This is a genomic window from Pseudomonas sp. NPDC089395, assembly GCF_044749525.1.
In the GTDB taxonomy this organism is placed as follows: Bacteria; Pseudomonadota; Gammaproteobacteria; order Pseudomonadales; family Pseudomonadaceae; genus Aquipseudomonas.
On sequence record NZ_JBIVID010000001.1, the window covers coordinates 192611 to 207544 of the forward strand.

Here is a 14934-nt window from a genome sequence, read left to right on the forward strand (position 1 = left end):
GTGACCGGTTGGAAACAAGCAGCAGTGCTGACCCTGGCCGTACTGGCCGCAGGTTGCAGCAGCAACAGCAAGAAGGAACTGCCTCCGGCCGAGCTGACCAAGTTCACCGAAGAAGTGGTGCTGAAGAAGCAGTGGAGCCGCTCGATCGGTGACGGCCAGGGCGAGACGTACAACACCCTGGTACCGGCCATCGAAAACGACCGTATCTACGCCTCCGACGTCAACGGCGAAGTCTTCGCCCTCGACCGCAACACCGGTGACGTGGTGTGGAAGAAGGATCTGGACAAGCCGGTTTCCGGCGCAGTCGGTGTCGGCTACGGCCTGGTCATGCTCGGCACCCTCAAGGGTGAAGTGATTGCCCTGGACTCCAGCACCGGTGAGGAGCGCTGGAAGGCGCGTGTGACCAGTGAAGTGCTGGCGCCGCCTGCCAACAACGGTGACGTTGTGGTGGTACAGACCCAGGACGACCGCCTGATCGGCCTGGATGCCGCCACTGGCGACCGTCGCTGGATCTACGAGAACACCCCGGCCGTACTGACCCTGCGTGGCACCGGTGCACCGATCGCGACCAACCGCCTGGCCGTCGCCGGCCTGTCCACCGGCAAGGTGGTCGCAGTGGACATCAACAACGGCGTGCCGGTGTGGGAGAGCCGTGTGGCCATCCCGCAAGGCCGCTCCGAGCTGGACCGCGTGGTCGATATCGACGGCGGTCTGCTGCTGTCGGGTGGTACCCTGTACGTCAGCACCTATCAGGGCCGCGTCGCGGGCCTGGACCTGGAAAGCGGCCGCGTGCTCTGGCAGCGTGATGCTTCCAGCTACGTGGGTGTCGCCCAAGGCTTTGGCAACGTCTACGTCAGCCAAGCCTCGGGTACTGTCGAGAGCGTCGACGAGCGCTCTTCCAGCGCCCTGTGGACCAACGACTCGATGGCGCGCCGTCAGTTGTCGGCACCAGAGGTTTATTCCAGCTATGTGGCAGTAGGTGATTTCGAGGGTTACCTGCACCTGCTCAGCCAGGTCGATGGCCGTTTCGTCGGCCGTGAACGTATCGACAGCGATGGCTTGCGTGCCCGACCCCTGGTGGTCGGCGACACCATCTACGTCTTTGGCAACAGCGGCAAGCTCGAGGCACTGACGCTGCGCTGAAGCTATGCTCAAGACCGCTATGGGTCTTGAGTTGCGGCGTAGGACACGCCGCCCGAACTCCGGCCGCTGCCTTGCAGCGGCCTTTGCATTTTCAAGAATTCAAGAGTGGAGAGCCGCATGGTTCCCGTAATCGCCCTGGTGGGCCGGCCGAACGTCGGCAAATCCACCATGTTCAACCGCCTGACCAAGACCCGCGATGCCATCGTCGGTGACCTGTCGGGTCTGACCCGTGACCGCCAATATGGTGATGCCAGCTGGCAGGGTCGTTCGTACATCCTGATCGACACCGGTGGTATCACCGGTGACGAAGTGGGCATGGACGAGAAGATGGCCGAGCAGTCGCTGATGGCCATCGAAGAAGCCGACTATGTGCTGTTCCTGGTCGACGCCCGCGCCGGCATGACCGCTGCCGACCAGATGATTGCCGAGCACCTGCGCAAGCGCAACAAATCGGCAATCCTGGTCGCCAACAAGATCGACAACATCGATGCTGACGTCGCCCGCGCCGAGTTCTCGCCGCTGGGCATGGGCAACGCCATTCCGGTGGCCGGCTCCCAGGGCCGTGGTATCAACCAGCTGATGGAGTCGGTACTGGGTCATATTCCTCGTGATGCCGAGGAAGAAGCCCTTGACCAGGAAGTCGCCGAAGGCGAAGAAGCGGTCCGCATTCCAGGCCCGAGCGAGAAGGATGGCATCAAGATCGCCATCATCGGTCGCCCCAACGTCGGCAAGTCGACCCTGGTCAACCGCATGCTCGGCGAAGAGCGCGTGGTGGTCTACGACCAGCCGGGCACCACCCGTGACAGTATCTACATCCCGTTCGAGCGTGATGACGAGAAGTACACCTTCATCGACACCGCCGGGGTGCGCAAGCGCGGCAAGATCCACGAGGAAGTCGAAAAGTTCTCGGTGGTGAAGACGCTGCAGGCGATCAAGGACGCCAACGTGGTGATCTTCGTCATGGACGCCCGCGAAGGTGTGGTCGACCACGACCTCAACCTGCTGGGCTTCGCCCTCGAAGCCGGCCGCGCCATCGTCATCGCCCTGAACAAGTGGGACGGCATGGAGTCGGGTGAGCGCGACTACGTGAAGACCGAGCTGGAGCGCCGGCTGTTCTTCGTCGACTTCGCCGACATCCACTTCATCTCGGCGCTGCACGGCACTGGCGTGGGCCACCTGTACAAGTCGGTGCAGGCCGCGTTCAAGTCGGCGGTGACCCGCTGGCCGACCAGCCGCTTGACGCAGATCCTCGAAGATGCGGTCAGCGAGCACCAGCCGCCGCTGGTCAATGGTCGCCGCATCAAGTTGCGCTATGCCCACCTGGGTGGGGCCAACCCGCCGCTGATCGTGATCCACGGCAACCAGACCGAGAAGATTCCCAAGTCGTACTCGCGTTACCTGGAAAACACCTACCGCCGCGTGCTCAAGCTGGTCGGTACGCCGATCCGTATCGAGTACAAGGGCGGTGAGAACCCGTATGAGGGCAAGAAGAACACCCTTACCGATCGCCAGGTCAACAAGAAGCGCCGCTTGATGTCGCATCACAAGAAGGCCGAGAAAAAGCGCCGCGACAAGCGCTGATCTTTGCTTTGCATGGGGGCCGCTTCGCGCCCCTTTCGCGACACAAGGCCGCTCCTACAGAAAGCGCGTATATCTGTAGGAGCGGCCTTGTGTCGCGAAAGGGGTGCGAAGCGCCCCCAGCTTCTTTTGACTCACCTCAATCCCCCCATTGTTTCTGCCTTTTTCCTGACTGCTTGATCCGCTATGCTCGGTTTCCACCCCGTGCCGGATACACCCCAGGAAAGAGGGCTCCATGATCCGCAGCAAACTGCCGAATGTCGGCACGACCATCTTCACCACCATGTCTCAACTCGCCGTCCAAACCGGTGCGCTCAACCTCTCCCAGGGGTTTCCCGACTTCAATGGCCCGCAGGCACTGCTCGATGCAGTCGGCCGCCATGTCGCCGCCGGGCATAACCAGTACGCACCGATGACCGGTCTGCCGGCCTTGCGCCAGCAAGTGGCCGCCAAGGTCGAACGCCTGTACGGCGCCAAGGTCGATGTCGACCAGGAAGTGACCATCACCCCGGGTGCCACCGAAGCGATCTTCTGTGCCATCCAGGCGGTCATCCAGGCCGGTGACGAGGTCATCGTCTTCGACCCCTGCTACGACAGCTACGAGCCTTCCGTGGCGCTGGCGGGTGGCCGTTGCGTGCACGTACAGCTCAGCGCCAGTGACTTCCGTATCGACTGGCAAAAGTTCAGCGATGCCCTGAGCCCGCGCACGCGCATGGTCATTCTCAACTCGCCGCACAACCCCAGCGGGGCACTGATCTCGCGGGAAGACCTGGACCAACTGGCCCAGCTGATCGCCGACCGCGACATTTACCTGGTCAGCGACGAAGTCTACGAGCACCTGGTCTACGACGGCGTGCGCCATGCCAGCGTGCTGGCCCACGAAGCGCTTTACCAGCGCGCGTTCGTGATCAGCTCGTTCGGCAAGACGTATCATGTCACTGGCTGGAAGACCGGCTACGTGATTGCGCCGCCGGCCCTGAGCGCTGAACTGCGCAAGGTGCACCAGTACGTCAACTTCTGCGGTGTGACGCCGCTGCAGTGCGCACTGGCCGACTTCATGGCCGAGCACCCCGAGCACATCGATGCACTGCCGGCCTTCTACCAGGCCAAGCGTGACCTGTTCTGCGACCTGCTCGAAGGCTCGCGGCTACGCTTTACCCGCACCGCGGGTACCTATTTCCAACTGGTGGACTATTCGCAGATCCGTCCGGACTTGAACGACGTCGACATGGCCATGTGGCTCACCCGTGAGCACGGTGTTGCGACCATTCCGGTATCGGTGTTCTACCAGCAACCTATCCCCGAGCAACGCCTGGTACGCCTGTGCTTTGCCAAACGTGAGGAGACGCTGCGTCAGGCAGCGGAAAAACTATGCGCGATCTGAGTGCACTGTCCAATCTGAGAATCGCCCTGGTCCAGACCACCCTGGCCTGGCACGACCGCGAAGCCAACTATGCGCACTTCGAGGTGTTGCTGGACCAGGCTGGCGATGTTGACCTGGTGATCCTGCCGGAGATGTTCACCACTGGGTTTTCCATGGAGTCGGAGCGCCTGGCCGAGCCTGAGAACGGCCCGACCTACAAGTGGCTCAAGGCACAGGCCAAGCGGATCGGCGCGGTGATTACCGGCAGCGTGATCGTCCAGGCCGCCGATGGCAGCCACCGCAATCGCCTGCTGTGGGCGCGGCCTGACGGCGAGATCCTGCATTACGACAAGCGCCACCTGTTCCGCATGGCCGGCGAGCACAAGCACTTCACCCCGGGCGAGCGCCAGGTGCAGTTCGAGATCAACGGTTGGCGGGTGCGCCCGCTGATCTGCTACGACCTGCGCTTCCCGGTGTGGAGCCGTGATGCCCAGGACACCGACCTGCTGCTGTACACCGCCAACTGGCCGGCAGCGCGTCGCCAGCACTGGAACCGTCTGTTGCCCGCACGGGGCATCGAGAACCTGTGCTATGTGGCGGCGGTGAACCGGGTGGGCACTGATGGCAAGGGCTTTGCCTATTCCGGCGACAGCCAGGTGCTGGACTACCAGGGTGAGAGCTTGCTGAGCGCGGGCGAGGCGGATGGCGTGTTCACGGCAGTGTTGAGTGCGGCGGAGCTGGCGGCTTACCGAACCAAGTTCCCGGCCAACCTGGATGCCGATACCTTCGAGTTGCACTGAATCGGCTCTGGCCCTTTCGCGGGACAAGCCCGCTCCCACAGGTTCCCCGCTCGCCTCAGGCACTGTGGAGTACCTGTGGGAGCGGGCTTGTCCCGCGAAAGGGCCGGTACTGACTAGATCATTGTTCGATCAGTAGACATCCCGCCGATACCGCCCATCCTCGATCAGTTGCTGTACAGCTTCTTTGCCTAGAATGCCATCGAGCGCCGCATCGACCCCCGCCGCCATCCCCTGCAGGCTGCCGCAGACATACACACAGGCCCCTTCGGCCACCCAGCGCTTGAACTCATCGGCCTGCTGCAGCAACACATCCTGCACATACACTTTCTCAGCCTGATCCCGCGAAAACGCCAGGTCCAGCCGTGCCAGGTCGCCGTTATCCAGCCAACCCTGCAGCTCTTCGCCACACAGCAAGTCATGTGCCCGGTTGCGTTCACCGAACAGCAGCCAGTTGCGCTGTTCGCCGGCATTGATCCGCGCCTTGAGCAAGCTGCGCAGGCCTGCCAGGCCCGTTCCGTTGCCGATCAGGATTACCGGCGCTGCAGCTTCCGGCAGGTGGAAGCCGCTGTTGCGGCGTAGTCGCAGGCTCAGCGTGCCGCCTTGCGGCAGAGACTCGGTCAGCCAGCCAGAACCCAGGCCCAGGTTGCCGTCGCTGTGGCGCTCCTGGCGGACGATCAGCTCCAGCACACCATCGCTTGCGATCGAGGCGATGGAGTATTCACGGCTGCCGATTGGCACCAGTGCATCGACCAGCGCTTGCGGCTGCATGCCCACCAGGTGGTCACGGCGTGCCGGCAACTGGCGGCCAGACAGCGCCTGGGCGAGGGTCTCCTGCAGGCCGTCCACCTGTACCTTGGCATTGGCATCCAACGCCATGCCGCTGAGAAACGCAGCGATCCGTGGCTGGCCGTTGAGTGGCAGGACTTCCACCAGGTCACCGGCCTCCCAGCTGGCAGGTTGTTCCGGGCGCAAGCCGATCATGTACACCGGCTGGCCCTGGCTGCCCGGGTTGAGCAGTTCGCGGCGGACCAGGTTCCAACTGCCGAAGCTCGGCGCCTGCCAGGGGGCGATCGGCTTGGCTCCGGTAAGGTGTGCCAGGGCTTGCTGCCAGTGTTGCAGTGCCGCCGGGTCGGCGTTGTCCACTTCCACCGGGCTGAACGCACTGCTGGCCCCGCGCTCGCCAAGCCAGGCCTGCAAGCGTCGGCCAAAGCCGCAGAAATGCGGGTACTGGCGGTCACCCAGGGCAAGCAGGGCATAGCTGAGGTTGTTCAGCGCCCAGGGCTGGCCCAGCACCTTGCGTTCGAAGGCCCGCGCGCTGTCGGGCGCTTCACCGTCGCCAAAGGTGCTGACCACGAACACTGCGCGACGCGCCTGGCGCAGGTCGTCTTCGCCCAACTCGGCCAGGGCGCGCACCTGTACTGGCAAGCCGGCGGCCTGCAATTGCCCGGCGCTTTGCCAGGCCAGTTGCTCGGCCAAACCGCTCTGGCTGGCGAAACCGATCAGCCAGCTGTCGGCGCCGGCGTTGGCGCTGTCGACGTTGCCACGGGCGGCGCGCACCTGGCGCTTCTTGCGGCGGCGGTCGAGGTACAGCAGCCAGCCGGTGACGAAGAACAGCGGCATGGTCAGGCTGGCGAGGGTGACGATGATGCGCCCCGGCAGCCCGAAGTATTCGCCGACGTGCAGGGCGTAGACGCTCTGCAGCAGCTGGGCCTTGAAGGATTTGTCGGTGTAGCGGTCGTGGCTTTTCACCTGGCCGGTGGCCGGGTCGAGCACCAGGGTGTTGAATGCGCGAGGGTGCGCTGCGTTGTCTTGCAGGTAGAACACGTTGGCCGGCTGGCCGCCCACTGGCGGCAAGCGCAGGTTGTAGGTGGCAAGGCCGGGCCCTGCGGCATCCTTCAGGTTGGCCCAGATGGCGTCATAGTCGACCACCCGCGGCGGCGCGTTCTTGTCGACCTTCTGTGGCCCGTGACGGCCACGGCCTTCACCTCGCTTTTGCTGCTGGCCGGCGGCGGGCGCATCGCCCAGCAGTTTGTTCAAGCCTTCGCGGTACCACTCGTAGGACCAGAACAGGCCAGTGAGCGCGAACAGCAGGTAGAACAGCAGGCACCAGGTGCCGGCTACCGCGTGCAGGTCCCAATTGAAGGCACGGCCCTTCTTGGCCCAGTCGAAGGTCAGCCAGGTGCGCCAGTTCAGCGCCTTGCGCGGCCAGCGCAGGTACAGCCCGGAGAGGCAGAAGAAAATCAGCATCAGGGTGCAGGCGCCGGTGATCTGCCGGCCGCTGTCGCCCATGGCCAGGAAGCGGTGCAGTTGCAGCATCAGGTTGAAGAAGCCCTGCCCGGCGACTTCACCCTTGAGCTCGCCGGTATACGGGTCGGCGTAGCGCAGCTCGCCCCGGCGTTCGCCGGGGGCAGGGGTGAAGAAGATGCGAGCGGCATTGCCCTCGCGGATATCGACCCACAGCATCGATATCTTGTCCCCTTGCTCGGCCTCGACCCGACGCACCAGTTCGGCGGGCGGCAGCACGCCTTCGGGGCGCACTTCTACCTTCAGCACATCCGGGTTGAACGCCCGCAGCAGTTCTTCCTGGAACGAGTAGAGCGCCCCGGTGATGCCCATCAAGGCCAGCACCAGGCCAGCGGTGATGCCAAAGAACCAGTGCAATTGGAACAGCGTCTTCTTCACCACATCGATCACCTTGTCTTGCTGCCGCGCGTTACGCGGGGTGCATTATGCCTTGGTACGCAAAAGCCCCGCTCATGGGAATGAACGGGGCTTGGGGGTGCTGCTTTAGAAGTGGACGGCGGTGGTCAGCATCGTGGTCCGCCCGGCCGCCTGGTTGGCGAAGTGGGTGGAGAATGCCTTGTCGTAGTAGACCTCGTTGGTCAGGTTCTGCACGTTCAGCTGCAGGTCGACGTTCTTGGTCAGCTTGTAGGCGGCCATGGCGTCGTAGCGCACGTAGCTGTCGACCATGGTGGTGTTGGCCACGCTGCCGTACACATCATCCACGTAGAATGCGCCGCCACCGATGGTCAGCTTCGGCGTGATCGAGTAAGTGGTCCACACGCTGGCGCTGTTGTTCGGCGTGTTCGGCAGCTGGTTGCCGTCGTTGGCCTTGCCCAGCGGGCCGCCGTCGATCTGACGGGCCTCCATGTAGGTGTAGCCGGCGAACACCTGCCACTTGTCGGTGATCTTGCCGCTGGCCGACAGCTCGACGCCCTGTACGCGGGTTTCGCCGACGTTTTCGTAGCTGTCGGTGTCTACCTGGACGCGGGCATTTTCCTTCTCGGTGCGGAACAGCGCAGCGGTCAGGGACAGGCGCTGGTCGAGCAGGTCCCACTTGGTGCCGATCTCGTAGTTGGTGGTTTCCTCTGGCTCCATGTCGCTGCTCAGGAGGTTGCCGTTGCGGTCGGTGGTGTTGCCCAGGGGGTTGCCTTCTGTGCCTTCGCCCAGCATTGCGCCCGGTGGCGTCGCGGAGGTGGCGTAGGAGACGTAGATGCTGCCGTTGTCTGCGGGTTTCCACACCAGTCCCAGCTGGCCGGTCACGAACTCGCTGGTGTCCTTGCCCTTGGCGACGACGCCTTTGGTGTTCACCACAGTCGCGCCGGAAGCATCGTAGCTACGGTACTGGGTGTCGAAGTGGTCGTAGCGCAGGCCCATGTTCAGCAGCCAGTCAGGCGACAGCTCCAGGGTGTCGAACACGTAGAGGGCGCGGGTGTTGCTCTTGGTATCGGTGCCCGCGTAGTTGCGCGCGATGCTGCCGTTCCACGGATCGTCCGGGTTTGGGTTGCCCAGCGAGGTGCAGTTGTAGCCGCTGTTGGCGCCGATCATGCCTGGGGTGCAGTTGTTGCTGGCGTTGCCTGGGGTGCCCGGCGTGGTGTCGGTGTTAACGGTGTACGACGAACGCTTGCTCTCTTCACGGCTCAGCTCGATACCGGTGGAGAAGCTGTTCTTCAGCCCGCCCAGGTAGAACTCGCCGAACAGGTCGGTCTGGTTGGTGGTGGTGGAAGTGTTGCCCACACGGGTGTTGGCCCGGCGCCAGACGCTGCCATTGTTGACGTTGCCCTTGCTGTCGTCAGGCTGGGTCAGGATGTAATCCTGCATGCTGTTGCCGTGACGCAGGGTGTTCTTGATGGTCAGCGCGTCGGTCAGGTCGTGCTCGATGGCGAAGGTGGCGATGTCTACGCGGGTCTTGCGGAAGTCGCGATCGGTCAGGCCGTAGAAGTTGTCGCTGTCGCCGCCGTCGTTGGGCTTGCTCGGGTGCGCCGAGGTGCGCGCGCCGCTGCCGCCAGTCGGGATGGTGTACGGAATACCCGAATCCGGTAGGTCGTCGCTTTCCAGGTGGTAGTAGTCGAGGTTGACGCGGGTCGGGGTGCCGAGGCCGAAGGCCAGGGACGGGGCGATACCCCAGCGATCGTAGTTGACCTTGTCACGGCCAGCGACGTTGCTTTCGTGGGTCATCAGGTTGAGACGACCGGCAACGGTGTCGCTGAACTGGTAGTTGCCATCGAAGGTGTAGCGCTGGGTCTGGTCGCTGCCCCAGGTCCAGGCGCCGTCCAGCGAGTTGCCCAGGTGGGCGCGCTTGCTCACCAGGTTGATGGTGCCGCCTGCGGCGCCGCGGCCACCGATGGCCGAGTTCGGGCCCTTGGCCACTTCCACCGATTCGATGGCGAAGATTTCGCGGGTTTGCGCGCCGGTGTCGCGCACGCCGTCCAGGTAGGTGTCGCCCTGGGCGTCAAAGCCACGGATGAACGGGCGGTCGCCTTGCGGGTTGCCGCCTTCGCCGGCGCCGAAGGTGATGCCTGGCACGGTGCGCAGGGCGTCCTGCAGGGTCAGGGCGTTGGTGTCCTTGATCACCTGCTGCGGGATCACGGTGATCGAGCGCGGGGTGTCCACCAAGGGTGCGGTGTACTTCTGCGAGGAGGCTTTCTCGACTTTATAGTCGGTGCTGGCCTGTTCGGCCTTGCCATTCACGCTGGTGGCGTCGAGGGTGATGGCGCTATTGGCGGCCGGGTCGGCGGCATAGGCGCCGGAGGCGCTGAGTGCGACGCCAATGGCGGACACGATCAGGCGTGGTGAGCTCACTGCAGATGGTACGTGACGCATTGTTATGGACCTTCCCCAAGGTGTGAAGGCCGCGGATCATAATGTAAGCGATTGTAACTCACAATTGAGATTAGTTACCATTCGCTAATAATTTACAATCTTTACAAATTCCCTTTACGTTTTGCAGCGGCTGAAACGTCTTAGGGCTGAAAACGCTTGTCTCGCGTAAAAGGTAATCAATATCATTGGCCAATTAATATTTTTGATGGTGCCGTCGCCATGCTGCTTCACATTCCTGCTTTGTTCGACAGCGATGAGCTCACCCGTATTCGCGAGGCCCTGGAGCAGGCCGATTGGGCTGACGGCAAAGTCACCGCTGGGTACCAGTCGGCCAAGGCCAAGCACAACCTGCAGCTGCCGGAAGGGCATGCGTTGGCCAAGGAAATCGGCAGTGCGCTGATCGACCGGCTGTGGCAAACCCCGCGCTTCATGTCGGCCGCGTTGCCGCACAAGGTGTTTCCGCCGTTGATAAATTGCTACCGCGAAGGTGGCAACTTCGGTTTCCACATCGACAACGCCCTGCGCCAGCCCAAGGGCAGCCCGGAGCGGGTGCGCACCGACCTGTCCTCGACGTTGTTTCTCAGCGACCCGGACAGCTACGACGGTGGCGAGCTGGTGATCCAGGACACCTACGGCATTCAGCAGATCAAGCTGGCCGCCGGCGACCTGGTGCTGTACCCCGGCACGAGTTTGCACAAGGTCAACCCGGTGACGCGCGGCGTGCGTTATGCGGCGTTCTTCTGGACCCAGAGCCTGGTGCGCGAGGACAGCCAGCGCGCGTTGCTGTTCGAGATGGACAATGCCATCCAGCAACTGACTGCCGATGTGCCGGAGCACCCCTCGTTGCTGCAGTTGACCGGCACTTACCACAACCTGCTACGCCGCTGGGCAGAGGTCTGAACCGTGTCTTACCAGTTGCGTCGTGAAGAAGAGGTAAATGTGGCCGGTCTGCGAGCGATGCTCGAACACAGCCCAGGCCAGGCTGCCCAGGCGATCCTTGCGGCGGCGGGGGAGGGCGTGGTCGAGGCGCAGTCGTTGCTCGGGCAGATTTTGCTCGACGGGCGTGGTATCGAAGCGGATGAGGGCGTGGCCCGGCGCTGGTTCAGCATCGCCGCACAGGGAGGCAGTGCCATGGCGCACAACATGCTTGGGCGTTGCCTGGAGCATGGCTGGGGTGGGGATCAGGATTTGTCGCAGGCCGCGATCCATTATGCGCGTGCGGCCGACGCCGGCCTGGACTGGGGTCTTTACAACCTGGGCAACCTATTGGCCACGGGGCGTGGGGTGCCTGCCAACCAGGCCCAGGCGTTGCTCTGTTACGAGAAGGCCGCGCAATTGGGCCATGCCAAGTCGATGAATCTGTACGGGCGGTATCTGGAGCAGGGTATCGCCACGGCCCCGAGCCCGGTGAGGGCAGTGCGCTGGTATCGGCGCTCGGCCGAGGCGGGGGATTTTCGCGGGATGTTCAGCCTGGCGATGGTGCTGGTCGAGCGTGGGCAGGTGGCGGAGGCGGGGCCTTGGCTGGAGCGGGCGCGGGTCGAGGGGAACCTGAACTTTCTGCGCAGTGCGTTGGTGACCCTGCAGCGGGCGGGACCGATGTTGATGGCCTTTGCGGCGCGGTATGCCGAAGAGTTGGATAAGCGCGGACATTAATTTCTACAGTGCCGGCCTCTTCGCGGGCTTGCCCCGCGAAGAGGCCGGCACTGATACACATATGAAAACGGGGCCTCGCGGCCCCGTTGTTCATTACAGGTAGTAAGCCTTCAGCGGCGGGAAGCCGTTGAATTCCACCGCGCTGTAGCTGGTGGTGTAGGCACCGGTCGACAGCCAGTACAGGCGGTCGCCGATCGCCAGGTTCAGCGGCAGGCCGTACTTGTAGTTCTCGTACATGATGTCGGCGCTGTCGCAGGTCGGGCCGGCGATGACCACTTCTTCGGCTTCGCCTTTCTTCTCGGTCCAGATCGGGAACTTGATGGCTTCGTCCATGGTTTCGATCAGGCCGGAGAACTTGCCCACGTCGGTGTAGATCCAGCGCTCGACCGCGGTGCGCGACTTGCGCGCCACCAGCACCACTTCGCTGACCAGAATGCCGGCGTTGGCGATCAGCGAACGGCCTGGCTCCAGAATGATTTCCGGCAACTCGTCACCGAAGTCTTCCTTGAGGAAGCGGATGATCTCTTCGGCGTAGGTTTCGAGGCTGTTGGTGCGGGTGATGTAGTTGGCCGGGAAGCCACCACCCATGTTGATCAGCTTCAGCTCGATGCCGTCTTCTTCCTTCAGGCGCTCGAAGATCACCTTGACCTTGGCGATGGCCGCGTCCCACACGCTGATGTCGCGCTGCTGCGAACCTACGTGGAAGGAGATGCCATAAGGTACCAGGCCCAGGTCACGGGCGAGGATCAGCAGGTCCATGGCCATGTCGGTCTGGCAACCGAACTTGCGCGACAGCGGCCAGTCGGCGGTGGTCGAGCCTTCGGTGAGGATACGTACGTAGACCTTCGAGCCCGGTGCGGCCTTGGCGATGTTGCGCAGGTCGGCTTCCGAGTCGGTGGCATACAGGCGCACGCCCTTCTCATAGAAGTAGCGGATGTCCTTGGACTTCTTGATGGTGTTGCCGTAGCTGATGCGGTCGGCGCTGACGCCGCGGTCCATGACCTTGTCCAGCTCGTAGATCGAGGCGATGTCGAAGCTCGAACCTTTCTCTTTCAGCAGGTCGATGATCTCGACGGCCGGGTTGGCCTTGACCGCGTAATAGACCTTGGCGAACTCGAACCCGGCGCGCAGGTCGTCATAGGCCTGGCTGATCATCTGGGTATCGATGAGTACGAACGGGGTTTCCTGTTTGTCGGCGAATGCCTTCATTTTCTGGAAAGTGTCACGCGCGAAATAGTCTTCGACCTGGATCGACATGCTCAGGGACTCCATGGGCAAACTGAAAAAGTAAGTGGCTGCAACTGAACGTCCTCCGTATCCCCACTTTGGTTCGCCTACTCAGTACTTGAGCCGGATGGATCGTTTCCAGCATGGACGTTCGGCGCGCACTTTAGGGCGTGAAGAATGCAGAATCAACAGGCAATCCGGGGGTGATCGGCGTGGATTGACGCCCCATCGTTTGAATAACCGACTCGTGTGACCGGCAGACGTTCCCTGGGATGTTTCAAGCGTAAAAAATTGTGGAATGGACCGCAGGGAGGCCATCGCGGATGAATCCGCTCCTGCGGGCTTTTCCGGTTTTCTGCAGGCGCGGATTCATCCGCGATGCGGCATCAAGTGTTCATATTTATGGCCACACAAGCTGGCACTTCGGTGCATGAAATTCGCCATAAATTTTTTGTTACCGATCGGCGGAATTGCCCCTATTGATGAGAAACATTACTATTCGCACCCTTATCCGCCTCCCTGACGACCCTGACCGTGTCTGGACACAAAGGCTTTCTCGACCACTACCACGAGCTGATCGGCACCTGGACGCGCAAGTTGCGCAGTCGACAGCAGGCCGAGGACCTCACCCACGACGCGTTCGTCCGGGTACTGGAAAACCCGCGCGAGCAGGTCGAACAGCCGCGTGCCTACCTGCATCAAACCGCGCGCAACATCGCGGTTGACGGTTTTCGCCGCGAAGACCGGCGCCAGGCGCTGGAGCTGGAAGCCTTCGAGGAGGGCGCCAGCGGTGCGAGCGATCCGGAAGCCTATGTGCATGCCCTGGAGCTGGCCGACAGCGTCGAGCGGGCGCTGGCCGAGCTGCCCGTCAACTGCCGCCGGGTGTTCATCTGGCAGAAAATCGAAGGCCTGAGCCAGGCCGAGATCGCCGAGCGCATGGGTTTGACCAAGAACATGGTCGAAAAGTATATGATCCGCACGCTCCGACATCTGCGTGAGCACCTGGATGTGTCGGCACGATGAGTCAGGAGACCTTGCCCATGAAACAGCACGCTACCGATAGCGTCCGCGAGCAGGCGGCCGAATGGTTCGCCCGCGTGCAGGATGCGCCTCGCGATGCAGGGCTGCAGGCACAGCTCGATGCCTGGCTGGCAGTCGACCCGCTGCACCGTGAGGAATACCAGCAGCTCGCACGGTTGTGGCAGGCCACCGACTTCATTCCACGCCAGCGTCTCGAAGCGCTATGCCAGCCCGAGCCGGTACGGCAGTTGCCCCGCAGGCGGTTGTTGCACCAGGCATTGGCGGCCAGCGTGGCGGTGGTGGCGTTGGGGCTCGGCTGGGGCGGCTGGAAGTACCAGCAACTGAATCATCAGGACACCTTGCAGACCGCGTTCGGTGAGCGCCGCCAGGTGGCGCTGCCGGACGGCTCGCACCTTGACCTCAATGGCGCTACCGAGCTGCAGGTCGACTTCAGCCCGGGCCGGCGGCATATCGTGCTGCGTGCGGGCGAAGCAATGTTCAGCGTCGCCCATGACAGCAGCCGCCCGTTCGTGGTCGATACCGCCCAAGGCCGCGTGACGGTCACAGGTACCCGTTTCGATGTGCGTCAGGATCCGGCCGCCACCCGCGTGGCCGTCGAGCAAGGCTCGGTGCGTGTGCAGGGCATGGGCACCGCGCTGGCGCAACTGGGTGCAGGGCAAGGTTCGCATATAGATGAACAAGGCAACGTAGCGGCCCCCTATACGGTCAATGCCGCCGCGCTGACCGCCTGGCGCCAGGGCAAGCTGGTGTTCGACAACGCCACCCTGGCCGAGGTGGTGGCGGAAGTGTCGCGCTACCGCACCCAGCCGCTGCGGGTCGCCCCCGGCAAAGTGGCGCAGCTGCGCGTATCCAGCACCTTCAGTACCGACGACACCGATGCCTTGCTACGCGCGTTGCCGAGCATCCTGCCGGTGGCCATCAAAGCCCACGAAGATGGCTCACGCGAAATAATCGCGAAATAGATTCAGGTTTTTTTCCGCTCGTTCGTCTTCCCCGCCAGCTGCAACTGCCAAGCATTTCCATTTG

The 14934-nt window shown here is 63.0% G+C and carries 11 protein-coding genes; 8 read left to right on the plus strand and 3 right to left on the minus strand.

The annotated features are described in order from the left end of the window. The 4 genes from bamB (at window position 1) to ACIPZG_RS00920 (ending at window position 4884) form a co-directional block, all read left to right on the plus strand. Window positions 1-1143, plus strand: a complete 1143-nt coding sequence (bamB, locus tag ACIPZG_RS00905) for an outer membrane protein assembly factor BamB (RefSeq protein WP_008092553.1) — start codon at window positions 1-3, stop codon at window positions 1141-1143. Between the two features lie 117 nt (window positions 1144-1260). After that, window positions 1261-2724: a ribosome biogenesis GTPase Der gene (der, locus tag ACIPZG_RS00910; protein ID WP_400639098.1), complete on the plus strand. Its 1464-nt coding sequence runs from the start codon at window positions 1261-1263 to the stop codon at window positions 2722-2724. A 232-nt stretch (window positions 2725-2956) separates the two neighbouring features. After that, a complete protein-coding gene (locus ACIPZG_RS00915; protein ID WP_400709270.1) occupies window positions 2957-4105 on the plus strand; it encodes a pyridoxal phosphate-dependent aminotransferase in 1149 nt (382 codons plus the stop codon). Then, window positions 4093-4884 (plus strand): amidohydrolase, encoded by a 792-nt coding sequence (locus ACIPZG_RS00920; RefSeq protein WP_400709273.1) that lies wholly within the window; start codon window positions 4093-4095, stop codon window positions 4882-4884. The genes ACIPZG_RS00915 and ACIPZG_RS00920 overlap by 13 nt, the downstream gene beginning before the upstream one ends. 129 nt (window positions 4885-5013) lie before the next feature. On the opposite strand, the gene ACIPZG_RS00925 is transcribed toward ACIPZG_RS00920, so the two are convergent. Then, window positions 5014-7569, minus strand: a complete 2556-nt coding sequence (locus tag ACIPZG_RS00925; protein ID WP_400709276.1) for a PepSY domain-containing protein — start codon at window positions 7567-7569, stop codon at window positions 5014-5016. Between the two features lie 102 nt (window positions 7570-7671). Further along, window positions 7672-9987: a TonB-dependent receptor gene (locus ACIPZG_RS00930; protein WP_400709279.1), complete on the minus strand. Its 2316-nt coding sequence runs from the start codon at window positions 9985-9987 to the stop codon at window positions 7672-7674. Window positions 9988-10206: 219 nt separating this feature from the next. Here ACIPZG_RS00930 and ACIPZG_RS00935 point away from each other — a divergent pair, with 219 nt between their 5' ends. Then, window positions 10207-10887: a Fe2+-dependent dioxygenase gene (locus ACIPZG_RS00935; protein ID WP_400709282.1), complete on the plus strand. Its 681-nt coding sequence runs from the start codon at window positions 10207-10209 to the stop codon at window positions 10885-10887. 3 nt (window positions 10888-10890) lie between these two features. Next, window positions 10891-11640 (plus strand): tetratricopeptide repeat protein, encoded by a 750-nt coding sequence (locus ACIPZG_RS00940; RefSeq protein WP_400709285.1) that lies wholly within the window; start codon window positions 10891-10893, stop codon window positions 11638-11640. A 93-nt stretch (window positions 11641-11733) separates the two neighbouring features. Here the strand turns inward: ACIPZG_RS00940 and ACIPZG_RS00945 are convergent, their stop codons facing one another. Beyond that, window positions 11734-12897, minus strand: a complete 1164-nt coding sequence (locus ACIPZG_RS00945; protein ID WP_012270610.1) for a type III PLP-dependent enzyme — start codon at window positions 12895-12897, stop codon at window positions 11734-11736. A gap of 504 nt (window positions 12898-13401) precedes the next feature. Between ACIPZG_RS00945 and ACIPZG_RS00950 the strand changes: the two genes are divergently transcribed. Together ACIPZG_RS00950 and ACIPZG_RS00955 are read left to right on the plus strand one after the other, a co-directional pair. Beyond that, on the plus strand, window positions 13402-13890 hold the full coding sequence (locus tag ACIPZG_RS00950; protein WP_400639105.1) for an RNA polymerase sigma factor: 489 nt from the start codon (window positions 13402-13404) through the stop codon (window positions 13888-13890). Between the two features lie 17 nt (window positions 13891-13907). Then, a complete protein-coding gene (locus ACIPZG_RS00955; protein WP_400709288.1) occupies window positions 13908-14870 on the plus strand; it encodes a FecR family protein in 963 nt (320 codons plus the stop codon). The last annotated feature ends 64 nt before the right edge of the window (window positions 14871-14934 follow it).